The organism is Paenibacillus sp. YN15 (assembly GCF_003285005.1).
In the GTDB taxonomy this organism is placed as follows: Bacteria; Bacillota; Bacilli; order Paenibacillales; family NBRC-103111; genus Paenibacillus_AR.
The window spans coordinates 405108-429934 of record NZ_QMFA01000001.1; the positions used below are offsets into that span (position 1 = coordinate 405108).

The following is a 24827-nucleotide window of genomic DNA, read 5'->3' on the forward strand; positions in this document are numbered from 1 at the left end:
TGACGCCGGGGGCAGGGAGGTCTACATTAGTGAGGTATGGAAACACGTACCTCACTATTTGCAAAGAAGGGGCTCTTATGAACATCAGATGGTCGGGAAGATACGCCGGTTATAATGCCAATACCTTACGCAAGGACTTGATATCGGGCCTGATTGTGGGAATTATCGCCATCCCTCTGGGGATGGCTTTTGCTATTGCATCGGGGGTCAAGCCGGAATACGGAATTTACACCACGGTTGTGGCGGGGATTCTGATCTCGCTTCTGGGGGGCTCGCGCTTTCAGATCGGCGGCCCTACGGGAGCGTTTATTCCAATTTTGTTCGCTATTGTGATGCAGTACGGATATGAGAATCTTCTGGTGGCCGGATTTATGGCCGGGGTGCTGCTGCTGCTCATGGGCGTGTTCCGTCTGGGCGCTCTAATGAAATTCATCCCCCGTTCCGTGACCATCGGCTTTACCGCCGGGATTGCGGTGACGATTTTTGCCGGCCAGATTGCCAGCTTTCTGGGTTTAAGGGATGTGGCCAAGCATGAGCATTTTATCGATAATATGAAAGAAATCGGACTGCGGCTGCCCAGCTGGAATCCGGCGGCTGTGATTGTGGCGGGCATCTGTCTGGCGGCGATTCTGCTGACGCCCCGGTTTTTTCCCAAGGTGCCGGGCTCTCTGGTGGGGCTGGTGGTGTCCACTGTGGCCGGCGTGCTCTTCTTCAAAGGGGATGTGGCCACCATCGGCTCCACCTACGGGGCCATTCCCAGCTCCCTGCCGGCGCTGAAGCTGCCGGATTTCAGCCTGGATAACATGCTGAACCTGTGGCAGCCCGCCTTCATCATTGCCATGCTGGGCGGCATTGAGTCCTTGCTCTCTGCTGTGGTAGCCGACGGCATGGGCGGAGACCGCCATAACAGCAACCGGGAGCTGATTGGACAGGGCATCGCCAATATGGTTACGCCCCTGTTCGGGGGGATTCCCGCTACCGGAGCCATTGCCCGGACGGCCACCAATATCCGCAACGGCGCTGTTTCCCCTCTGTCGGGGGTGTTCCACGGCTTGACGGTGCTGCTGGTGCTGATGCTGTTTGCTCCGTATGCCTCCCACATTCCGCTGGCCAGTATGGCGCCGGTGCTGATGGTGGTGGCCTGGAATATGAGCGAGCGCAAGGAATTCGCCCATGTGCTCCGGGTCAGAACCGGAGACTCGCTGGTGCTGGTCATCACTTTCCTGCTGACGGTGTTCACGGATCTGACTTTGGCCGTGGAGATCGGCCTTGGACTGGCCGCCATTCTCTTCGTGAAGCGGATGAGCGAGCTTCTGACCGTAGCCAAGGTGCTGCCCGACCAGGACAACAAATATTCCAAGGTAAGACCCCATGTGGTGACGGACGCCCATGACTGTCCCCAAATCAGCATGTTTACGGTGGAAGGGGCGCTGTTCTTCGGCGCTGCCAAGCATTTTGAGAACACCATTATGCAGACCATGCACCGCAAGCCCAAAGTGATGATTCTTCTGATGAAGAAGGTTCCCTTTATGGACATTACAGGGGAGCGGAATTTGTCCGCGTTGGTCCGGTATGTCTCCGCTGCCGGGGGCACGGTGCTGCTGTCAGGCGTCCAGAAGCAGCCCTTGGACATGATGGCCAGTACGGGTTTGCTTGCCAAGCTGGGAGAACAGCATTTGTTTGAGCATACAGGGGACGCCATTGACTATTCCCTGACGCGGCTGGATATGGAGCGCTGCGCCGGCTGCAAGCATTTTGCCTTCCGGGAATGCGCCCAGTTCTCGGGGGCTCCCGCAGGACAGCGGAGCTTCGTGGCCAAAGGAGCCGCGGCGAAGCAGAAGGTGGAACTGGGCGTGTAGGCCCGCCCCCAAAATGGCGCGGCGCTCCCAGGCCGCCTTCGGGTACTTTTGAGGAAACCCGCTCCCGCTTTGATGGCACTTGCCGCCGTTTTTCCGCATATGGATATAGAAGAGCTTGCGGAAAAGGGGTGCATGGCATTGATGCAGATGGTTCCCGTTACAGTGGAAGAGGGAAAAATCGCCTTGGGGGTGGAGGTCAAGCTGCCTAAAACCACACTGCTGGCTGTGGCCACGGACAAAGGCTACATCATGTGCGGCGCGCTGGATGTGGGGCTGCTGAATGATCAGCTGGCGGACCGGCGGATCATAGCCGGCAGGGCAGTGGGTGTGCGCACGCTGGAGCAGCTGTTGGCCGCGCCGTTGGAATCCGTGACCCATGAGGCCAAAGCGCTGGGCATTGAGCCGGGCATGAGCGGCCGGGACGCGTTGAAGCGGATGTTCTGACATCGGAATTTGCGCTAAAAAGAAGCAAACAGGAGCATTCCCGCGTGGAACGCTCCTGTTTTTTTAGTTTCGGAAAGTATATACCGGGAAGCGGCTGGGCTTCTTGACAAACGCAGCTTGTCAAAGGATGCCGATAGGCGTTTATCCTCGTCACAGTTGGGCGGACAGAGAATCCGTTATTTTCCGGATTTGGCCCATTTTCAGATTTACACGGACAGACGTTCCGCTATTTTGCTCCAGAAGGCATGGAATCCCCCGCTTTTTCAGATTTAACGGATCGTGAGTCCGTGTGGGAGAAAAAAGGGCGGAATTTAGCGAAATAACGGAACCACAGTCCGCCAACCCCAAACCCCAAACGCCAAACCCAAACGCCAAACGTCTTGATAAACGCACAGCACAGCTCAGCTTCTTGACATATGCACAGCGCCAAAAGACGCTGCACGCGTTTATCCCCGCGAGGTTATACGGTTGTTTTGCGCAGAAGCGCATAGGAGAAGCCGGCGTAAGCCAGGGTGACCAGAAAAGCCAAGGATATGATCTTGATCGCTCCCAGACTGGCCAGAGCTTTCCCAATCTCCAGCCACCAGCCGTAATAGGAGGCCATGAGACTAAATACAGTAAAGAGAATAAACAGCGCTCCCAGAATGACGGTGAGCTTGATTCCGCCCAGTCTGCGGAAAAGGCAGCTTACCAGAAATCCGCTGAAGAACAGATGCAGGATAAGTGAAAAGTAGAACCAAAGCTCGCTCAGAAAACCATGGTCACTGATAAAGTAGAGGCGGAAGAAATAGAAGCTTCCAAGCCACCCTCCAAGCTGCCCTTCGATGGCGGACATGATGACGATGATCAAAGCGGAGATTGCCGCCGCGATTCCGGCAATGGCGATGGTTCCCCGGAAATAGTCGGTTCGGCGGACGCTTAGCCCAAGGGCAAACGGGAAGGTTTGATGCAGGATAATCAGTCCGATGATCATAAAGTAAATGAAGATGGAGGCCATACCCCCGGTGCTGACGGTGGTGTCCTCATCATGAATGGCGCTGGTGGTAACCAGGTTGATGAGGAAATTGCCGCCTACAATAATCCAGGGCAAATAAAGCCATGAAAACAGGTCTTTGGCCTGCATACGCATAACACTCAGGGTGCGGTTCATTTGAAGGCAGCTCCTTTCTGAACGGTTTTGTTTTCTTGGGTCAAATGTATGATCAACTGCTGCAAAGAGACGGGGGTCAGCTCCAGGCCTTGATTGGACGCCAGCTTGCGGTCGGCGGCGCCCAGGCTGCCCATGATGGTGGCCGTTGCCAACGCCCCCAGGGAGTCCCGGCTCAGCACCTGTCTGCCAAGGATGAAATCGTCCACGGCGGAGGCCCGTCCGGCAATGCTGAAGGCTCTGCCGCGGAGCTGCTCGGCGTCCTCATCCAGAATAATTTTGCCCTGGTCAATCAGAAACACATGCTCCAGCATCTGGCTCACCTCATCGATGAGATGGGTGGAAAGCACCACAGTGCGGGGATGCTCGGCGAAATCCTCCAGCAGCCGGTTATAGAACAGATTTCGCGCCACCGCGTCCAGCCCCAGATACGGCTCGTCAAAAATGGTCAGCGGCGCCCGGCTGGCCAGCCCGATAATGATCCCTACCGCGGAGAGCATGCCCCGGGAAAGCTTCTTGATCCGGCGGTTCAGCGGGAGCTGGAAATCTTCTATCAGGGAATAGGCATATTCCCGGTCCCAGTTGGGATGGAACAGCTCCGCCACGTCCAGCACATCCTTGACCTTGTAGCTGTCGGGATATTTCTGGCTTTCCTTGACAAAGGAGATCCGGCTCAGCACATGGTTGTTCTCATACGGCTCCTCCCCGAATACCAGCAGGCTGCCCGAGGTTTGAAACAGCTGGCTGGTGATCATGTGCATGATAGTGGTTTTGCCGGCGCCGTTGCGGCCCAAGAGCCCGTAAATCTTGCCTTCCTCCATGGTAATGCTGACATTGTCCACAGCGGTAAAATCCCCGTACCGCTTGGTTAATCCTTTGGTTTCCAGAATTACGCTCATCGTTTGTTCTCCCCTCTGCGTATCATATCTGCCAGCTCCTCGGCGGTTATGCCCAGCCGCTCCGCCTCGCGCATCATGGCGACCACGTATTGCTCGTAGAATTGCTCCTGGCGCTTCTTGCGCACCTGCTCTCTCGCCGTGCCTGCCACAAACATGCCGATCCCCCGTTTCTTGTAGAGAATGCCCTGGTCCACCAGCAGATTGACGCCCTTGGCGGCAGTCGCCGGATTGATATGGTAAAAGGCTGCAAACTGGTTGGTGGAAGGCACTTGAGATTCCTCCGGCAAGAGGCCCTCCAGAATATCATCTTCGATGCGCTCGGCAATCTGCAGGAAAATGGGCTTGCTGTCATCAATCATGCCCTCACATCCTCATTACTTAATTGGTTCATTACTCATATAACTAACTATATAAGTAATAGGGTGTTCTGTCAAGTCCTGAAGGGCACAGGGGAAAACCGCTTCATAAAATCTAAACAATGCTATAATGTTCCCCGAACAATCGGCGTCTACGATGGAAGGGGAAAGGGGGAGAGCAGGATGAACGATTATCCCATCATCGCCTCCATTACGCAGGACACTATGATCCCCGCGGCGTTAAACAGCAAGATCAGGCGGGTGAATCTGATGGCAGGCAATATCATGACGCTGGATCATATTGTCAAGCAGCTGCGAAACAAAGACAAGCAAATTTATGTCCACGTGGAAATGGTAGGCGGAATTGGGCGCGACGGCTCGGCCATCGAGTACCTGGCGGAGATGTTCGGCATCGACGGCATTGTGACTACCAAGAGCAATACGGTAGCTGCCGCCAGACAGGCGGGAATCAAGTCCATTCAACGGGTGTTCGCCATTGATTCGGCTGCGGTGGAAACGGCCATTCGGATGATTAACCATTGCCAGCCCGACGAGGTGGAGCTGATGCCGGGCCTTATGCCCAGGATCATCGGGGAATTTAAGGAGCGGGTGGGCAGGCCGCTGATTGTAGGAGGGCTTATCCGCAGTCAGGAGGAGATTGACACCGCCCTTGGCAGCGGAGCCGATTACGTATCCATTGGCGATCCGGAGCTTTGGACTTGAGAGGCAATGGAGGGGAGGCGGAACAATGAAATTGGCTGTAATCGGCGATTTGCATTATCACGCTGTGGATAAAGCCGTTGCCGGATGGGCAGAGGCCCGGGATGGCTTTTACGGCAGCCTGCTGGGGCGCTTTTGCCAAACGGAGGCGGATTTTCATATTTCCCTTGGGGATTTGACCAATCTCGGCTTGCCTTGGGAGCTGCGCCAGGTGTACAGCCTGCTTGAGCCGCGGGCAAGCACGTTTTATCATGTGCTGGGCAACCATGATCTGTATTCCCAGTCAAGAAAAGAGGTGCTGGCCTTGACCGGACAGCCCCGCTATCATTTTATCCGCACGGATCAGGCGGTGCTGGCGTTTATGGATACGGCCAAGGAGCTGGACCGGGAGGATTGGAGCGGCCGGGTGGACCGTGAGCAGCTGCAATGGCTGGAGCATGTGGTGGAGGAGTCGGGAGCAGCTCCTTTATTGGTGTTTGCCCATCATCCGCTGTACGGCACAACGGAGGGATCGACCCGGGAGAAAGCCGCCATTGATCCGGATATCGATATATGGGGAATTTTGAGCCGCAAAAAAGGACAGGGCCTTTATTTTAACGGCCATGTTCACTTGCATTCCGTTTGCAGGCTTCAAAACTGGCATTTTGTCCAGCTGGCCGCGGCTCTGGATTACCCCGCCTTTGCAATGGTGGAGATCAACGAGGAGGAGATCCGCATTTCCGCTGTGGACGCCGCTGAACCCGGCATTCTGGACGATGTCTCTTCCATATACAAGAATATTAGGTATTTTTCCCATAATCCCGAGCCGAAGAACAGGCAGACCGGCTGGGACATACATTTACGGCTAAATAACACCGGAATAACATTGCGTTGACAGAAGGCTGTTAATATAAAAGACGAATAGAATATTGCATACGGGTGGAGACGACGAGAAAACCCAAAAGCAGCGATTCGTGCGCTTCAGTTGCGCAGGAGGTGAGGATTGCTTTTGTTTTCTTGTATCTCTTTTTTTTGTTTGTGAAATTGTTTTTAAGAGGAGAGAGAGTCGTTGGGCAGTCGCATACGTCTTGTTGTCAGCGATCTGGATGGAACCCTGCTATCGGCCGAGCACAGGCTGACCAAACGGGTGCTGGAGGCGGTCGGCCGCTTCCGGGAGCAGGGAGGATTGTTTACGTTGGCTACGGGAAGGCCCCACTTGACTGCCCGCCATATTGTGGAGGAGCTGCAGTTGGATATTCCTTATATTGCCTGCAACGGCTCTGTATTGGCCGACAGGACGGGAATCGTGGAGGCGAGGACGCTTCCCCTGGCCCATCTGGCCGGGCTGGTGGAGGAGGCGGACCGCCGCGGAGCGGACGTGCTGATGTTCAGGGAAGAGGAGGTGCGGATATTCCGCCGCACTCAGGAAATTGAGGAGTATGAGCGCAAGGAATCCGTTGTTTGCCGGGTAGAGCGGCTTAAATGTGGACAATGGCTGTCTTATGATGTCCATAAGGTGATTTTAATGGGACCTATGGAGGTCATCCTCCCCGTCTGGAATGTCTTCAAACCGGTATTGGGCGGACATTACACGGCATTGCAGTCGGAAAGTAATTATTTGGAAATCGTGTCCAGACATTGCACCAAAGGGGCGGCCATGAGCCAATTGGCGCACAAACTGGGAATCCCCCGCCATGAAATTATGGCTATCGGCAATCAGATGAATGATCTGGACATGCTGCAATGCGCCGGCATTGGGGTAGCAGTCGGCAACAGCCATCATGAGCTTCAGGAAGCGGCGGATTATGTCTGTGAAGGAAGCCACGGCGATGGTGTAATTGAAGCGCTTCTGCAATTTGCGTTTCCGGGACCGGGACAGGCTTGGCCTGCTCTCCTGCGTGCCGGACAACCTTAGAGGGGAGTTTGTAAATATGAGTATCAGAGCGATTGCCCATCGGGGGAATCCGGCGAGATTCCCGGAAAACACCCTGTCCTCCTTCAGATCGGCTTGCCAACTGGGCGCTTCCGATCTGGAGCTGGATGCACAGCTTAGCAATGACGGAGTTCCGGTGGTTTTCCATGATTTCACCGTGAACCGGATGACCGACGGGGCGGGAACCATCAAGCAGCATCTGCTGTCTGATCTTAAGCGGCTGACAGTCGGAGAGAACGAGGAGATTCCCACCTTGGAGGAGGCCCTGCTCCTGTTGAAGGGGAGGCTCCGCATCCATCTGGAGCTGAAGCAGATGGCGGACTTGTACCCGGGCTTGGAGGAGAAGACGCTGGAATTGGTGCACCGGCTTGATATGGCGGATCAGGTGATCATCACCTCCTTCGATCATGATTCATTGGTCCGGGTGCGTCAAATGGACAAGGAGATTCCCCTTGGCCTGATTGTAGGACACAGCTCCCCGGCTTTCCTCCCTTTTATTAAGGAGCTTGCTGCCTGCAGTCTTGAGATGAAGCATACCTGGATCACGGAGCCTTATATCAAATGGTGCGAGGAAAACGCGGTGCAGCTTGCGGCCTGGACTGTCAATGAGGCGGAGGACATGAGGAAGATGCTTGGGTTGCCTTCCATACTGGTATGCACCGACAAGTTGGAGAAGTGGATTCAGCTTAGCCGCGAAGCGGGCGCGGTGGGCAAGTGATGGAGCAGGTCCGAAACCGGGCAAGAGGGTGGCGTCCGATGAATCTGGGCTGGGCGAGAGCCTTGTGCAAGCATGGAAAACAGGCGGGCAAAGCCTTCCGCCGGCATTGGCAGCTTTATGCGCTCATCGCTCCGGTGCTGCTGTATTTTCTTGTGTTTCATTATTGGCCCATGTACGGCGTGCAAATCGCCTTCAAGGATTTTATCGGAACCAAGGGAATTTGGGACAGCCCTTGGGTGGGGCTGAAGCATTTTGAGCGTTTTTTTGACAGCTATTTCTTTTGGAGAATACTGCGCAACACCTTGGGCATCAGCCTGTATGAGCTGGCCGCCGGATTTCCCATTCCCATTATACTGGCTTTAATGATTAATGAAGTGCGCCAGCGCCGTTTTCAAAAATTCGTCCAGATCGTTACTTACGCGCCGCATTTTCTGTCAACGGTTGTGCTGGTGGGGATCATTGTCATGTTTTTATCCCCCAACACGGGAATTGTAAATACGGCCATTGAGGCATTGGGTGGCAGCAAGGTGTATTTTATGACGAAGCCGTCCTGGTTCAAGTCGATTTATGTATGGTCCGGCGTCTGGCAGCAGATGGGCTGGAACTCGATTATTTACCTGGCTGCCCTGTCGGGAATCGATCCCCAGCTTCACGAAGCCGCCCGGGTGGACGGAGCGTCCAGACTGCAGCGCATCTGGCATGTGAATTTGCCCGGAATACGCCCTACTATCGTCATTCTCTTTATTCTGAATGCCGGCTCGCTGATGGGAGTGGGATTCGAAAAGGTATTCCTGATGCAGAACTCTCTGAACAAGGAGGCCTCCGAGGTTATTTCCACCTATGTATACCAAAGCGGCATTCTCGGCTCCCAGTACAGCTTTGCCTCTGCAGTCGGCTTGTTCAATTCCGTAGTCAATTTCATTCTGCTGGTGCTGGTAAACCGGGTGGCCCGGTATGTGAACCAGACCAGTCTGTGGTAGAAGGGAGGTGCGGGCGATGGAGGTGCGAAGCCTTCGGGACAGATGGTTTGAGACGGTCAATATCGCCCTTCTGGCGCTGCTGTCTGCGGCGGTGCTGTATCCGCTCTTGTTCGTGATAAGCGCATCCGTCAGCAATCCGTCCGCCGTTCTGGCAGGGGATATGTGGCTGTGGCCGGTGGACATCAGTCTGACCGGTTACCGGAAGGTGCTGGAAAACAAAGAGCTGCTGACGGGGTATGGCAATACGATTCTGTATACCGCAGTCGGCACGACGGTGAATCTGATTATGACCGTTCTGGCCGCCTACCCCCTTTCGCGCTCGCAATTATGGGGAAGGAATGCCATTACCGCCCTGCTGGTGTTTACGATGTTTTTCAGCGGGGGCCTGATTCCCGCCTACATGGTGGTGAAGACCCTGGGCTTGAATAATACCATGTGGGCGCTGATTTTGCCCGGGGCGGTCTCCGTCTGGAATATTTTTATTACCAGAACCTTCTTTCAATCCAGCATCCCGGGAGAGCTCCAGGAGGCGGCTTCCATAGACGGCTGCTCCGATACGGGGATTTTGCTCCGCATTGTGCTGCCCCTTTCGGCTCCCATTCTGGCGGTGATGGTCTTGTTCTACGCTGTTGGCCATTGGAATGCGTATTTTAACGCCTTGATCTACCTGACGGACCGGAAGCAATATCCCTTGCAGCTGTTCTTGCGGGAAATTCTGATTCAGGGCCAGATGGAGCAAATGGTAAATTCCGGCGATTCCTCCCATGCCCAGGCCATTATGGATGAGGAGGCGATTAAATACGCTGCTGTTGTAGTGACCAACCTGCCAATATTCATGCTGTATCCCTTTTTGCAAAAATATTTTGTCAAAGGCGTTATGATCGGAGCTTTAAAAGGTTAATGTATCCCATTTTGCCCGAGAAACAGGAGGAGAAAGCAATGAAAATGACATGGAATAAATGGATGGGCATCACCCTTTCATCCATCATGGTGACGGGGCTATTGACTGGATGCAATACGGATCAGGAGGTTGGCAAGCAGGATTCCGCAAACAAACCCACGGCAGAGGCCAACGCCAATCTGAATAAGAGCGGAATGCCTATCGTCAATGAACCCATTGAGCTGACCTTCTTTACCGGTCTGGCCGCGACCAATGGAAGCACTCCTTTTGAGGAGCGTCTGGTCTATAAGGAATATGCGAAAATGTCCAATGTAAATGTGAAATTTCAATTTATTCCCTTTGACAGCCTGACGGAGAAACGGAATCTGGCCCTGGCCAATGGGGATTACCCCGACGCCTTCTTCACGGCCCGCATGCCTGCCGCCGATCTGATGAGATACGGCAGCGAGGGAGCCTTTGTGAAAGTTGACGAGATGCTGGATTATGCGCCAAACCTGAAGGGCCTGATGGAGAAATACCCTGACCTGAAGAAAGCTCTGACCATGCCCGACGGCCACATCTACTCCTTTCCCTCCTTCTACAGCCCGGAATTTCTGCCTATGCTGATCGGCACCCCGTTGTGGGTCAAGCAGGATTATTTGGACAAGATGGGGCTGAAGGAGCCGAAAACCATTGATGAATTTTATGAATTTCTGAAGGCGGCCAAAACCACCGACCTGAACGGGAATGGCCAGGCGGACGAGCTCCCCTACAGCGGCACAGGCATCGGTCCTTTGATCGACCAGTTAAAAGGCGCATGGGGAGTAGGCAATCGCGGGCTTGGCCATAAATTTGTCGATGTTGATCCGGCCAACGGCAAGCTGCGTTTCTTCCGCCTGACCGACAATTACCGCAGTATGCTGCAATTCCTGAACAAGCTGTACCAGGAGGGGCTGATTGACAAGGATGTGTTTACCCAGGACGGTAAGACATTGTATGCCAAGGGAGCCAAGGGGCAGCTTGCGTCCACCATTAACCCCAATCCCAAAACGCAGTTTAACGGCGAGGGATATTTTGGTCTGGGCGCTCTGAAGGGACCCAATGGCGATCAAATGTATACCCATATTAAGGTGCCGATGGTTTGGCCGGGAGCGTTTGTCATTACCAGCAAAAACAAGCATCCGGAGGCAACGGTTCGCTGGATGGATCATTTCTTCGGCGACGAAGGCGGGACGTTTTTCTTTATGGGCAAGGAGGGGGTCAGCTATACCAAGCAGGCGGACGGCACTCTTGAATATGTGGATTCCATTAAGAACAGTCCGGAGGGGCTTACTCTGGACCAGGCATTGACCAAGTATGTGTCCTGGATGGGAGGCAGTTATCCGGGCTATGTGCAGCACAGCTACTTCAAGGGTTCGGAGTCGCTGCCGGAATCCGTTGAAGCCGGCGAGAAGGCCAAGCCGTATGCCATTAAGGATCTGTGGTACAACTTCAACTACACGGAAGAGGAAACGGAGTTCATGAGCACCATCGGCACCGATATTCAGAATTACATCAACGAGATGGAGTCCAAGTTTATTACAGGAGCAGCCTCCTTCTCGGAATGGGACAAGTATGTGAAGACGGCAACGGGAATGGGACTCGACCGGTATATGAAGGTTTATCAGGGAGCCTTTGAGCGGTACGACAGCAACTAGGCTTGCTTATGAAGGCTTGGACACTTGGACACCTTAACATTCGATCCAATCAAGGCCGACAAAACGTGTTTGGGCATCCAAGGCACTCCTTTTCCGGTAAGGAATGAAACTCGGTAGCTACTCTGCTTTTGGTGACAGTTTATCCTATTTATAGTAGATGATGGTGGGGTGTTGGGGACGTGGAAAAATATGGAGTGTCCATAATGTAAAAGTACATTTATTTCATGAGTCAGCTGCTGGAACGGAGGGTCATAATGCAAAAGTGCATCTATTTCACGTGGATTTTAGCTTTTTGGCGGTTTCAAGCGAAAATAATTGCACTTTTGCATTATGGGCGGCAAAAAAGAGGAATTTATTAAAAATTAACTGCACTTTTACATGATAACATTGGTAAATTCTGGATTAGTGGCAGGATGGCGCTCAAAAAACCTACCTTCGGCTAGAGCAGGGAGCGCTATCCGGATCGTACATCCGTTATTCATCCAATTCGCGCTCTTACGGACATAGCTGAGTAGTTACGAGACTCGCTGAATATTTATTCCACCAAAGAAACCCAAGAGTTAAGCGGCTTGTTTCCGCTTCGCTCTTGGGTTTTTGGCGTCCGCCGCGGCGCGGCATTGCAAAAAGCCCCCGGCGCCCGAGGCGCTGGAGGCTCAAAACGCAAGCTTGCAAATCTCTACGCCAGGGACGGGAAGCCGAAGTAGTTCTTGGCGTTGTTGTAGCTGATATCGGACACAATGCCGCCCAGGAGCTCGATGTCCGCGGGGAACTCGCCGTTCTCCACCCACTCGCCGAACAGGTTGCACAGAATCCGGCGGAAATATTCGTGGCGGGTGTAGGACAGGAAGCTGCGGGAGTCGGTGAGCATACCCACAAAGCGGCTCAGCAGGCCCAGGTCGCCCAGGGTTTTCATTTGGTGAATCATGCCTTCCTTGGTATCCAGGAACCACCATGCGGAGCCCAGTTGAATCTTGCCGGCCACGCCGCCGCCCTGGAATGCGCCCATCAGGGTGCCCAATGCAGGCATATCCTTGGGGTGCAGGGAGTACAGGATGGTCTTGGGCAGACCGGCTTCCTGGTCGATGGCGTCCAGCAAACGGCTCAGCGGATAAGCCACGCTGCTGTCGTTCATGGAGTCATAGCCGGTATCCGGTCCCAGCTTGTTGAACATGACGGTGTTGTTATTCCGTCCGGCATTGATGTGGTACTGCATGGCCCAGCCGTGCTCGGAGTACAGCTTGCCCAGGAAGATCAGGGTGTAGGCTTTATATTTCTTTTCGTCCTCTTCGCTTACCGGGTTGCCTTGGAGGGCCTTGGCAAACACATAACCGGCTTCCTCGCGGGAGGTCGGCGCGTACGGCACATAGTCCAGGGCATGGTCGGAAACCAGACAGCCGGCGTCATGGAAGAATTGCACACGGGCTTCCAGCGCGTTCAGAAGGTCCTCATAGGTATTGATGGGAGCGCCGGCAACCTCGGCCAGCTTGGCCAGCCACGGCAGGAAGGTGGCGCGGTTGATTTCCAGCGCCTTGTCGGGACGGAAAGATGGCAGCACGGCCACCGGGAAGGAGGTATCCTCCTTCAGCTTCAGGTGGTATTCCAGAGAATCTACAGGATCGTCGGTGGTGCAAACCACTTTGACGTTGGAATTGACGATCAGATCCCGGGCGCCGAAGCCTTCGCCGGTCAGCTTGGCATTGGCTTTTTCCCAGATGGCGGGGGCATTCTGCTCATTCAGCACATCATAGATGCCGAAGAAGCGCTGCAGCTCCAGGTGGGACCAGTGGTACAGCGGGTTGCCGATGGCGGTGGAGCAGGTTTTGACATAGGCCAGAAACTTCTCGTAGTCAGGCGCGTCGCCGGTCACATAACGCTCTTCCACACCATTGGAGCGCATCGCTCTCCACTTGTAGTGGTCGCCGCCCAGCCAAACCTCGGTAATATTCTTATAGGTCTTGTTCTCGTAGATTTCCTGCGGGCTCAAATGGCAGTGATAATCGATGATCGGCATGTTCTTGGCGTAGTCATGATAGAGCTTCACGGCCGTTTCGTTGGACAAGAGAAAGTTTTCATCCAGAAAGGGTTTCATTTGATCCTAAGCCACCTTCGTTAAAATATGGTTTTTTTCAAACTCACATCTACAAGCATACTACAAATATGTTAACGTGAACAATAGATAATGTGAACAGGTTGTGAGCAGTTTTTTCCGGCGTATTCCACCGGTGGCCGATTTCGGTTACAATAGGCTGGAATGAAGAGTAGAGGGGATACGTTGCACCATGCAGCTCATCGAGGTTTTCATCTATCTGGGCATTGTCGCGGCGGGGATTTCCGGCGCCGTCATCGGGATTCAAAAGGAGATGGACCTGTTCGGGGTCACCAGCCTTTGCGTGGCTACCTCCTTGGGCGGCGGGATTGTCCGGGATTTGCTCATCGGGGTTATTCCGCCTGTGGCTTTTGTGGAGCCCAAGTATTTTGTGTCCAGCCTTGCGGCCGGATTGCTGACATGGGTATTTTACCCCTATATTAGCCGTTTTAATAATCTCCTCATGGTTTCCGACGCCGTGGGGCTGGGCGTATTTACCGCGGTAGGGGCCAAAGCGGCTCTGGGCCTGGGTTACGATGAGCCGTTCATCATACTGTCCATGGGGCTGATCACCGGGATCGGCGGCGGCGTAGTGCGGGATCTGTTCAGCCGGGAGATTCCCTACGTCTTCCGCAAGGAGGTGTATGCGGTGGCGTCCATATTGGGGGCGGGCAGCCTCGTTCTGGTGCATGATTTTATCCCCGTAACCTTCGCCATGTATATCTGCCTGCTGGTTACCTTCCTGGTCAGGGTACTGTGCGTCATGTATTCCGTCAATTTTCCCGTGTACCGCATTCCCCAGGCGCGGGATACGAAAAAGCACCAAGGCTAGCGGGGATTATATCTCCGCCTCCGGCGAAGGGGGTTGTTTTTTACGAAAAAAACCTGGTACCACCGTATGCTGCTGTCTTATTTGCCGATTTATTTTCTGGTCACGTCGGTCATTATTCTGCTGGCCTTCCTGATGATTTCTAACATGGCCAAACGGGAGGCCGTGGATGCCAACCGGATTTATACGGAGCAGCAGATGCAGGCGCTGGACAAGTCCTTGCGGGAAATTGACGATATGCTGGTTAAGGACCTGCAATATGACGCGGTCATTACCCGGTTCTACAAGGGCGGCCAGCCCTCCTCCTATCTGGACGGGTACGAAACCTCCAAGAAGCTGTCCCAACTGACGGCCACCAGCTCTTTGATCGATTCCATCTATCTGTACCGGTTTGAGGACAGCATGATCATGAGCCCCAATATGATGATTCCGGTGGATAAATTCGGCGACAGGGCGTTTGCCGACAGCTTTCGGACCAGCTCCAAGCTGTATACTTTTTCGCAACAGCGGGATTACAAGGAATTTTTGGACCAGGACTACCCTTCCCCGGTTTTCTCCATCGTGCGGAATTATCCGCTTCTGGGCAAGCACCAGGGTATTATTGTAGTGAATATCAGCGTAGTCCGGCTAAAAAGCTGGCTGGCGGACAGCTCCCGCTCGGAGCGCAGCTTCCTGTATATCGAGAACGCGGACGGCGAGCCGATTCACGCTACCGATACCGCGAACCGGGGCACAGAGCTCTCCCGGATCAAGTCTCCCTACACCGGCTGGGAATTCGTCAGCGGCGTCCGGGACGGCCACCTGTTCCGCTATGCCTCTCTTTTCAGCTATGTCTGGATCATCTGCGGCCTGCTGGTTACAGGCTTGTTGGGCATGCTGCTGATTACCCGGCGGAACTACAAGCCCATCGAGCTGATTATAGACCGTATCCGGCATCATGACCCGGTCAGGCTGAAGCCCGCCGAGCATAAGGACGAACTGAAGCTCATTGATCAGGCGCTGGAGTCGTTGATCGAGCGCACCCAGACCTACCAGAAGCTGCATGAGGAGGATGTGGGCATCCGGCGGCGGCAGCTGCTGCTGGATTTGACGGATGGGGTGGCGCTGCTTTCCCCCGAAGAATGGAAGCGGGAGGCCCAAACCTACGGCTTGCCGGAGGAGTACGGAGCCTTGTCCCTGGCCCTGTTCGAGATCGACCAGTTTGCGGCATGGAACCACAAGTACAACACCCGGGACCAGCATCTGTTCAAGTATGTGCTGGCCAGCGTCATCGGCGAGGTGGCGGAGGTGAACCAGGCCGGAGTGTGGACGGAGTGGATGTCCGGGTACCGGCTTCTGGTGGTTTATTTCTGCGGAAACAGCCGAGCGGACGAGCAGTTTGTCCTGAGCCTGGCGGAGCAGGTGCGCGCCTGGGTGGAGGCCCATCTGGATTTTACCGTAACCGCCGGCATCAGCAGTCCGTTCCATGAGCTCGCAGAGCTGTCCCGGTATTACGACCAGGCTGCGCAAGCCTTGTCCTATAAGCATACGGTGGGCATGAACAGGATTCTGCAGCCGGTGACTCATGCCTTCCGCGAGCCATACAGGCATGTTCAGAATATCCGCCAGCTTGTGCTGGCCTACCGGACCTTCGATTCCCAGTGGGAGGAGCTGTACCGCAGCGTGTTCGCCGAAATTCGCCGGGATCTGATCAACCGGGAGGAGCTGAATAATCTGCTCCAGTATCTGGTATACAATTTGAACAAGGAAATGACGGGACTGTCTCCCAAGGTTGTGGAGCTGTGGACCTCCCGGACCTTTCCCGAACTGCTGGAAGCCTCTCTCGGCTTCGATCTTATCGACGAGCCGGAGGAGCGGATGCAGGAGATATTGGCCTCCTTTCAGGAGACGGTGCTGCTCTCCCGGGAGCACCGCGGCAACCTGCCTCTGGCCAAAAAAATCAGGAAATTTGTGGATGACAGCCTGGGCAATCCCGATTTATCCCTGACTATGCTCTGCGACCAGTTCGGACTTCACGGCAAGTACATCAGCCGCATCTTCCGGGAGGAGTTCGGCGAGAAGCTGGCGGAATATATCGTTCGCGCCCGGATGGAGAAAAGCAAGGAGATGCTGGCTGGAACTGGCTTGTCCATCCAGGAAATCGCTCTCGCCGTCGGCTATGTTCACGATGTGTCCTTTATCCGCGCCTTCAAAAAAACCACCGGCCAGCCTCCGGGGGAATACCGGAAGGGGCTCGATCCCGGCTCCTCCGCTTCCTCCGACACCTGATTCCTCCGGCTAACCTTTTCGGCCAAAAGCCTCCAATCCCTTGCGGCAAGCAGGGTTGGAGGTTTTTTGAACTGGTCAGGCAGGCGCATTGGCAAGCCGGGTTTCCCTTTGGTTAGCCGGCGCCCGCAGATGTATATTGCCGAAAAGACCTTCGCCGTTTTACAGTACAGTCAGGCAGGGCAAGGCCCCGCCGACAGATACAGAACATAAGGATCGGATGGTGAGGAAACATGAAGACAGCGGCATTCAAGCTGCAGGCTGTCAGAGTGAAGAAGGAGAAAACAAAAGGGGGGCTGCGGAAACGGATTTACAAAAACAGGGCTTTGATTCTGATGTTTCTGCCGGTGGCAGTATTCTTCATTGTATTTCGCTACCTGCCGATTCTGGGGAATGTAATCGCCTTCAAGCAGTATAATCTGATGCTTGGCATTCTGGACAGCCCGTGGGTGGGACTGCAGAATTTCCACACGCTGTTCAGCAATCCCCAAACGGTGCAGATCATCCGCAATACACTCGTTTTAAGTGTGCTGGGGACGCTCATCGGGTTCCCGTTTCCGATACTGGTGGCGGTGCTGCTCAATGAGGTGAAGGGCCTGTGGTTCAAAAAATCGGTGCAGACATTGCTGTATTTGCCCCATTTTTTCTCCTGGGTCATTATCGGCGGCATTATTGTCACCCTGTTCGGCTCCCAGGCTGGCATCATCAGCCAGTTCCTCTTCCGGCTTACCGGGCATGAGTTTGAGCTGCTTTATGAGATTGGCAGCTGGATGACGATCTTTTTCGGCTCCTCGGTATGGAAGGAGGCGGGGTTCGGGGCCATCATTTATCTGGCGGCCATCAGCTCCATCGATCCCAGCCTGTATGAATCGGCCAGCATAGACGGAGCGGGCAAGCTGCGCCAGATCTGGAATGTGACCCTGCCGGGAATTATGCCTACGGCGGTCATCATGCTGATTCTGTCCATGGGACGGATTATGGATGTAGGCTTCGAGCAGATTTACAATTTGCAGAATGCGGCGGTATCCGATATTTCCCGGGTCATCAGCACTTATCTGTATGCCGTAGGCATTCAGGGAGGCATGTACAGTCTGACCACGGCTATGGGGCTGTTTGAATCCCTGGTGGCCATTATCTTTGTTATCGGCTCCAATGCCATCGCCCGCCGCCTTGGTCATTCATTATGGTAATCCCCGTACAAGCGGAATGGAGTGAATGGATATGAGAGAAACGAAGCAAGAAAAATGGTTTTACCGGATAAATAATACGCTCCTGGCCCTAGCGGCGCTGACTTGTCTGCTGCCGCTTCTGAATATCGTGTCCGTATCCTTAAGCGAGTATGAGGCTGTGGCTTCCGGTCAGGTAGGGATATGGCCCAGGGGATTGAACTTCGAATCCTACCATATGCTCTTCAATGGCACGCCCATCCTGCGCAGCTTCCGCAACAGTGTTATCATTACGGTGACGGGCATTGTTCTGAGCATGGCGTTCACCATCCTGGCCGCCTATCCCTTGTCTAAAAAGCAGTTTATTGCCCGGCGTTTTCTGACCTTGGCCATTGTGTTCACTATGCTGTTCGGGATTCCCATGATTCCCGCCTTTCTGGTGAACCGTTCCGTCCATATTCTGGACACCTATTGGGCGGTATGGCTGCCGGGACTGATCAGCGCCTATAACATGATGGTGCTGAAATCCTTTTTCGAGAATCTTCCCGATGAAATAGAGGAGGCCGCCTGGATGGACGGCTGCGGGGATTTCCGGCTATTGCTGCAAATTGTTCTTCCCCTGTCCATGCCGGTGCTGGCCACGCTGACGCTGTTCTATGGAGTCGGCTACTGGAACACCTTCCAGGCCGTTCTGATCAATATCAACAGCTCCGAGAAATACAATCTGGCCGTCCTGGTGCAGAGCATGGTGGCCAATCAATCCCTGATGCAAAGCCTCAACAATGTCAGTCCCGATGAGCTGAATCAACTGATGACGCCCCAGGGACTGCGCTCTGCCGGAATTGTCGTGATGCTGCTTCCTCTCTTAGCGGTGTATCCCTTTGTCCAGAAATATTTTGTCAAGGGCGTCATGATCGGCGCGGTTAAAGGGTAGAACCGGCAAGCAGGCAAGAAACACAGCTGTTAAGCCAATTATATTATATGGAGGGTCTGCAAAATGGGGATGCACAAAACATGGATGGGAAAAATGCTGCTGGGGACTGCAGCGGTGGCGCTGGTTGCAGCCGGCTGCTCCAATGGGGAGAAGAAGGCTGCCGATTCAAGCCCTGCGGCACAGGAGAGCGCCTCTCCTGCCGCAAGAGCCAATATTACGGTTAGCATCTATGACCGCAACAACATTCCGCCGGAGGAAGGCACCTGGGACAAAAACCGCTGGGTGGATTGGGTAAACGCCAACGGGCCGGTGAATGTCAAGTATGTTCCCGTACCCAGATCGGAGTCTCTGCCCAAATTCAATGCTTTGTTCGCTACGGCCAGCGCCCCCGATTTGATTCTGGAATACGATTCCCGCTACCGCAACGGCTGGTTCAGCCAGGGTCTCCTGATGCCGTTGGACAATGTGGTGGAGAAATACAGCACCACCTACAAGGAATTGATGAAGCAATTCCCCCAATTGAAGAAGCTGGGCACCAAAAGCGACGGCAAGCTCTATGAAATCGGCAGAGTGTCGCCTCTCGTCGCCAATCACCGGATGTATATCCGCCAGGACTGGCTGGATAAGCTCCAGCTGAAAATGCCGGAAACCACCGAGGAACTGCTGGAGGTAGCCAAAGCCTTTGCCACCCGCGACCCTGACGGCAACAGCAAAAACGACACCTTCGGAATCAACATGAACTCCGGCTTTATCAATCACATGTTCGGACACGGGGAAGTGGACTGGGTTGTCCGGGACGGCAAGCTGGTTCATGAATGGGAGGGCCTCCAGGCCTCCATCGATTTCCAGAAGCAGCTGTTTGACGCAGGGGTAGTGGATAAGGATTTCCTGACGGACAAAAACGGGGAAAAGGCCAAGCAGGACTTTCTTTCCGGCAAGCTGGGCATTTATATGTATCAGGCGATCAACGAGAAGGATTATGACACCTTCAAGAAAAACTCTCCTAACGGCGTACTGGCTATTGCCCCCATGCCCAAATCGAAAATGGGGCAGTTCAGCCCGATTATCGGCAGCCCGATTCAAATGGTCGGTGCCATCAACGCCGGTGCCAAGAATCCGGAAGCAGTAATGAAATATATCGATTTTATGATTGATCCGCAGAATGCCAAGGTAATCAAGTATGGCATTGAGGGCACTCACTGGAGGGTGGACAGCGCCACGGGATTGCCTGTGACCATCGATGCGGAGAAGAACAAGAAGGAGCTTTATAACGATGATCTGGGCATGATGGCTTCCTCGCTTTTGCTGGGCAAGTGGGCGTTCACCTCCAGTATGCCGGAGACCAATGAGTCGCAAAAGGCGCTGAAGCAGCTTGCGCTGAAGGCGGATGAGCTGTACGTCAACAAGGAGCGGCCGATTCCGACCCTGAAGCCGGAGTATTTGCCGGCGCTGCCTGAGGATTTGAACCTGATTATCAAAAATGTGGAGACTCAAATTTCGCCCAACGGCTCCAAGGGAGATGTATGGCTGAAGGCTGTTGTCAGCGGAAACAGCTATACGGCGGAGCAAGCGGTCAAGGACGGCCGGGATATCTGGGAAAAGGCCGGCGGCAAGAAGGTGGATGAATTCTATGCCAAGTGGTATGACGAGAACAAGGATACGGCCTTTATGCTGAAGGATCTGTATGAGTTTGGCGAGCAGGCCCAAAAGCTGTACGAAAATAAATAAAAGCCGTTGAATTTTTGGCGGCAGGCGGGGAGGGGAACGGTTCGACGGGGCTGGCCCCTTCCTGACCGCCGCCGATCCATTCATAAAAAAGGAGCTGTGTGCAATGAAAACCAAAAGAAGGGCTTCCCGATTATTGGCTGCCACACTGGCCGTTTCTTTGCTGCTTCCCGCATATGCGGGCTTGGCGGGCCCCGGCCCTTTCAGGACGGATGCCGTTGACTTAAGCGGCCATTGGGCTCGCGGCAGCATGGAGAACTGGATGGCCCGGGGTGTGCTTTCCGGGTATCCCGATGGGGAGCTTCATCCAGATGCGGCCATGACCCGCGCCGAATTTGCCGCCATGATGAACCGGATATTCGGATTTTACGCCGAAGCGGATGAGCCGTTTGCCGATGCGGGGGCGGAGGATTGGTATGCCAAGCCGCTGCAGATTGCCAAGCAAGCCGGTTATCTTCAAGGCGCTCCCGGAAACAAAGCGCTACCCTCGGCGCCTCTGACGCGGCAGGATGCTGTCGTTGTGCTCGCCCGTTTGTTCTCCATGGAAGGGGAAGGCGGCGCAACCGGCTATACCGATGACGCGGAAATCGCCGATTATGCCCGGAGTGGATTGAAAGCGCTGTCGGGGATTGTAAGCGGGTATGAGGACGGAAACTTCCGCCCCAACGCTGCGGTTACGCGGGCGGAAGCGGCGGTTTTGCTGGAGCGGCTGGCAGCGGGCTATTATTCGGAGGCGGGTACTTTTGAAGGCGGGTCGATAAACGGCAATGTAATCGTGAACAGAGCGGGGGCGGACCTGCGCAATACCGTGGTCAGCGGGAATCTGTATCTGGCGGCGGGAATCGGTGACGGAAATCTCCGCTTGGAAGGCGTACAGGTGAAAGGAAAGGTATATGTGAGCGGAGGCGGCAGACATACCGTCACCTTCCATAATTCCACGCTGGGAGATGTGCAGATTGATCGCAAGGAAGGACCCGTTCGGCTTGCGCTTACGGGAGACACCCGGATAGGATCGATTGCGGTGCTGAGCCCATCCGGGCTGGAGCTTGGCACAGGCGTGCAGGTGAACGGGGTAACGGCAGCGGCTCCGCTGACGCTGAGCGTAGCCGGGCAGGCACGGATCGGACAACTGACCGTGGCGGCTGCCGGACAAGGCAGCACCATTTCGCTGGCGGGAGAAATCGGTCAGGCGGTGTTTGAAGCGGACGGCATAACGGTTAACGGCACCCTGATCGCCCGGGGCGGCTCCTTGCCCCAACCGGCTAACCCGGCTGTGGTTGCCGGAGGCGGCGGAAGCGGCGGAGGCAGCACCGACGGGGGAATCGACGATAGCAGCGGTGGAGGAACTGGCGGCGGCACCGGCGGAGAGACTGGAGGCGGTGAGCATGAGCCGGAGGTGCCTGCAGTAAATTTGGTTGACCCAGACGCGACACCGGAAACACGCTCGCTCTTTGCTTATTTGCAGGAGAGGATGGGCCAGCAAGTTATCTTTGGCCAACAAGGGGCCATGTCGGAGGGAGTCACCATTACGGTTAAAGACGGCACCCAATCCGATACACTTAATGCGGTAGGAGATTTTCCGGGCGTATTCGGCTTTGATGTGCAGAATCTGGCGGGAACCAACTATGAGGCCAACCGCGACCGGATGCTGATGCTGATGAAAGCGGCGTACAACGCAGGTGGCATCCTGACTGTGAGCAGCCATTCGTTCAATATCGCCACCGGCGGAGACTACAATGACACTACCGGCAATCCGGTTCCCCGAATCCTGCCGGGCGGCGACAAAAATGCGGCCTACAACGATTTCCTGGACCGGGTGGCCGAGCTTGCCGGTTTGCTGACGGACGAAAACGGCACACCCATTCCCTTGATATACCGTCCATATCACGAGCAGAACGGCAGTTGGTTCTGGTGGGGAGCGGCATACCGCTCCAATGAGCAATTTATCGAATTGTACCGCTATACCATCGAATATTTGCGCGATATCAAGGGGGTTCATAACTTTCTTTATGCCTATTCGCCCAATAGTCCCTTCGGCGGATCGGAGCAGCGCTATCTGGAATCTTATCCGGGGGACGAGTATGTAGATGTGCTTGGTTTTGACAGCTATTATAACGGAACCTCGCCGACCTGGTACGATAATGCGATTCAGGATGCCAAGCTGGTATCGGCTATTGCCAGCCAAAGAAACAAGATTCCCGCGTTTACGGAGTTTGGTTACAAATATATCGATTCGGAGGGCAAAGATCCGCAATTCTATACCAAGCTATTGAACGCTCTCAAGCAGGACCCTGACGCAAGGAAAATCTCCTATATGATGACTTGGGTAAACTGGAGCGCCGCCTCCGCCTATGTTCCCTACAGAGATGGGCCGAACGGGTTGGGTGATCACCCGCTGCTGCCGGACTTTACCGAATTTTACGAGGATTCATTTACAGCCTTCCGCAATGAAGTCCGCTCTGCCCACCCGTATCAGCAAGAAGCAACTGTGGTCGCGGAACAGCCGTTCCTTCATGTTGTGGCGCCTACGGAAAATCTGGATGTGCCTCTGAGCAAGGCAACAACAATTCGCGTGCGCATTCTGCATCAGGATATTCAGCGGGTGGTTTATTCTGTGGACGGGGACCCGCAGGAATATCCCATGACGCCGGATGCCCAAGGATTCTATTATGTTGCCGACTGGATGCCGGCGGCAGCCTTCGCCGAATCGGAAGTAACCCTCACCGTCAGCTCCTACGGCAACGACGGAACGGTTTTGACACAGAAGGTAAAGGTCTACGTAAGCGATGGGACGATCGTCAATCCGCTGATCATTGATACTTTTGAAGGCTACAGGGGTAAGGACGAGTTGTTGAGGGGGACATACGGCTCCGCCGGGGATGTCAATACCATCTCCCTGGACCCTGTTCACAAAATCAGCGGGAATTATGGAGTCAAATACGATTACAATGTAGGCACCGGGTATACGGGGCGGACCAAAAATATGAATCAGGCAAATTGGTCGGAAGCCAACAAGCTGACATTCTGGATGGAGTCGGATGGAAGCGATCAGAAGCTGGTTATTCAGATCAATGCCGGCGGCATTGCGTTCGAGGCCTATCCGTCTCTGGCCGAAAACACCTCGGGCATGGTGGAAATACCGTTCAGCCAGTTCAAGCCGGCTGCTTGGAATACCGTTAATTTTGGCAAGGTCATCACCAAGAAGGCTCTGCAAAATGTAAAAGCATTCTCCATCTACGTCAACCGCAATCCCGATGTGCCCGGCACCTCCGGCACTCTTTATTTTGACGAGATTCGGGTGGTGAATGATCCTTCCCTTGATCCGGTGCCTTATGACCAGCAGAAGCTGTATGGCTTTGAGGACGGTACCACGCAGGGCTTCGAGATTACCAATGATACCACTGTGACCGCAGGGGGATTATCCGTTGCCGACGCGGTATACCGCTCCGGGGAGCATTCCCTGACTACGGCCTTCAGCCTGGCTCATGCTGCCGATCCTACCAAGCAGGGGCTGCTGCAGCTTCGCAAGAAGGGCCCGATGGACCTGACGGGCTACAAGGAAATTGTCGCTCGGTTTATGATTGTTCCCGATGCGGGGGCGCAGCTCAAAGGTCAGCTGTCGGCGCTGCTCTACACCCAATCCGGCCCGACCTGGGGAACCTACACCTTCAAGCAGTTGAACAATATCCCGGCGGGACAACAGGGCGGATTTGTGGAGATTGTTCTGCCTATAGCAGCGGTTCCGGATATTGCTCAGACACAGGCTCTCGGACTGAAGATTTTTGTACCGGCAGGCTCTACCGGAAATGCCGCCATCTATTTGGATGACGTAGAGATCCGATAGCCGCCTTGCGCTAACTGCCGCCGTCCGTCTAAACCGGATGGCGGTTTTTTGCAGTATAAGTCCGGCGACTGCCGGAGGCTGGCAGGTGTGATCTCCGGCGGATTGGTGACAGCGGCGTAGCGTGTGCGTTTTGGGCGGGACGGCCAGTTGCTTAACGGAACTCAGCGACCCTTATTGCGGCAAAAGCGGAGGTTTGGATTTCTAGCGGAACTGAGGAGCTCTTACGAAGGCTTATGCGGCGAAAACAGGGGGAGAATGGGAGCACGGCGGGAAATAAGCGCTTCTCAGTTCCGCAAAAACGGGAATAAGCGGCAAAAGCCACTTTAAGGGTCGCTCAGTTCCTCTAGGGTTACGACTTCACTCTAA

19 protein-coding genes are annotated in these 24827 nt (G+C 54.5%); 15 read left to right on the top strand and 4 right to left on the bottom strand.

What is annotated here, in order from left to right; translation table 11 throughout:
* Positions 1-83 precede the first annotated feature (83 nt).
* Positions 84-1859 (top strand): SulP family inorganic anion transporter, encoded by a 1776-nt coding sequence (locus tag DQG13_RS01275; RefSeq protein ID WP_113017711.1) that lies wholly within the window; start codon positions 84-86, stop codon positions 1857-1859.
* Between the two features lie 132 nt (positions 1860-1991).
* A complete protein-coding gene (locus tag DQG13_RS01280; protein WP_397333912.1) occupies positions 1992-2303 on the top strand; it encodes a YunC family protein in 312 nt (103 codons plus the stop codon).
* Positions 2304-2763: 460 nt separating this feature from the next.
* On the opposite strand, the gene DQG13_RS01285 is transcribed toward DQG13_RS01280, so the two are convergent.
* Genes DQG13_RS01285 through DQG13_RS01295 form a run of 3 tightly spaced genes read right to left on the bottom strand, consistent with a single transcriptional unit; the run spans position 2764 to position 4708 of the window.
* A complete protein-coding gene (locus DQG13_RS01285) occupies positions 2764-3453 on the bottom strand; it encodes a hypothetical protein (protein WP_113017544.1) in 690 nt (229 codons plus the stop codon).
* Positions 3450-4349: an ABC transporter ATP-binding protein gene (locus DQG13_RS01290; RefSeq protein WP_113017545.1), complete on the bottom strand. Its 900-nt coding sequence runs from the start codon at positions 4347-4349 to the stop codon at positions 3450-3452. The genes DQG13_RS01285 and DQG13_RS01290 overlap by 4 nt, the downstream gene beginning before the upstream one ends.
* The gene (locus DQG13_RS01295) at positions 4346-4708 is read right to left on the bottom strand and encodes a GntR family transcriptional regulator (protein ID WP_113017546.1); all 363 of its coding nucleotides are present in this window, start codon (positions 4706-4708) and stop codon (positions 4346-4348) included. Before DQG13_RS01295 ends, DQG13_RS01290 begins: the two co-directional genes overlap by 4 nt.
* A gap of 180 nt (positions 4709-4888) precedes the next feature.
* Between DQG13_RS01295 and DQG13_RS01300 the strand changes: the two genes are divergently transcribed.
* The 7 genes from DQG13_RS01300 (at position 4889) to DQG13_RS01330 (ending at position 11612) form a co-directional block, all read left to right on the top strand.
* Positions 4889-5428 carry a glycerol-3-phosphate responsive antiterminator gene (locus tag DQG13_RS01300; RefSeq protein WP_113017547.1) on the top strand — a complete coding sequence of 180 codons (540 nt, stop codon included), beginning with the start codon at positions 4889-4891 and terminating at the stop codon, positions 5426-5428.
* Positions 5429-5453: 25 nt separating this feature from the next.
* Positions 5454-6299, top strand: a complete 846-nt coding sequence (locus DQG13_RS01305; protein WP_113017548.1) for a metallophosphoesterase family protein — start codon at positions 5454-5456, stop codon at positions 6297-6299.
* A gap of 174 nt (positions 6300-6473) precedes the next feature.
* The gene (locus tag DQG13_RS01310) at positions 6474-7319 is read left to right on the top strand and encodes a Cof-type HAD-IIB family hydrolase (RefSeq protein WP_113017549.1); all 846 of its coding nucleotides are present in this window, start codon (positions 6474-6476) and stop codon (positions 7317-7319) included.
* Between the two features lie 16 nt (positions 7320-7335).
* The gene (locus DQG13_RS01315; RefSeq protein ID WP_113017550.1) at positions 7336-8055 is read left to right on the top strand and encodes a glycerophosphodiester phosphodiesterase; all 720 of its coding nucleotides are present in this window, start codon (positions 7336-7338) and stop codon (positions 8053-8055) included.
* Between the two features lie 38 nt (positions 8056-8093).
* On the top strand, positions 8094-9035 hold the full coding sequence (locus tag DQG13_RS01320; protein WP_113017551.1) for an ABC transporter permease: 942 nt from the start codon (positions 8094-8096) through the stop codon (positions 9033-9035).
* Positions 9036-9051: 16 nt separating this feature from the next.
* On the top strand, positions 9052-9936 hold the full coding sequence (locus tag DQG13_RS01325; RefSeq protein ID WP_113017552.1) for a carbohydrate ABC transporter permease: 885 nt from the start codon (positions 9052-9054) through the stop codon (positions 9934-9936).
* A gap of 44 nt (positions 9937-9980) precedes the next feature.
* Positions 9981-11612, top strand: coding sequence for an extracellular solute-binding protein (locus DQG13_RS01330; protein ID WP_113017714.1), 1632 nt, complete (start codon positions 9981-9983; stop codon positions 11610-11612).
* A 676-nt stretch (positions 11613-12288) separates the two neighbouring features.
* On the opposite strand, the gene uxaC is transcribed toward DQG13_RS01330, so the two are convergent.
* Positions 12289-13701 carry a glucuronate isomerase gene (gene uxaC / locus DQG13_RS01335; RefSeq protein WP_113017553.1) on the bottom strand — a complete coding sequence of 471 codons (1413 nt, stop codon included), beginning with the start codon at positions 13699-13701 and terminating at the stop codon, positions 12289-12291.
* 190 nt (positions 13702-13891) lie between these two features.
* Here uxaC and DQG13_RS01340 point away from each other — a divergent pair, with 190 nt between their 5' ends.
* The 6 genes from DQG13_RS01340 to DQG13_RS01365 all read left to right on the top strand — a co-directional run bounded on the left by DQG13_RS01340 (position 13892) and on the right by DQG13_RS01365 (position 24461).
* Entirely contained in the window at positions 13892-14530 is a 639-nt protein-coding gene (locus DQG13_RS01340; protein WP_113017554.1) for a trimeric intracellular cation channel family protein, read from the top strand.
* A gap of 33 nt (positions 14531-14563) precedes the next feature.
* A complete protein-coding gene (locus DQG13_RS01345; RefSeq protein WP_146767077.1) occupies positions 14564-16795 on the top strand; it encodes a helix-turn-helix domain-containing protein in 2232 nt (743 codons plus the stop codon).
* 230 nt (positions 16796-17025) lie between these two features.
* Positions 17026-17982 (top strand): ABC transporter permease, encoded by a 957-nt coding sequence (locus DQG13_RS01350; protein WP_113017556.1) that lies wholly within the window; start codon positions 17026-17028, stop codon positions 17980-17982.
* 31 nt (positions 17983-18013) lie between these two features.
* Entirely contained in the window at positions 18014-18892 is an 879-nt protein-coding gene (locus DQG13_RS01355; protein ID WP_113017557.1) for a carbohydrate ABC transporter permease, read from the top strand.
* Positions 18893-18955: 63 nt separating this feature from the next.
* Entirely contained in the window at positions 18956-20620 is a 1665-nt protein-coding gene (locus tag DQG13_RS01360; protein WP_258525403.1) for an extracellular solute-binding protein, read from the top strand.
* A 103-nt stretch (positions 20621-20723) separates the two neighbouring features.
* A complete protein-coding gene (locus DQG13_RS01365) occupies positions 20724-24461 on the top strand; it encodes a glycosyl hydrolase (protein WP_113017558.1) in 3738 nt (1245 codons plus the stop codon).
* Positions 24462-24827: the final 366 nt, after the last annotated feature.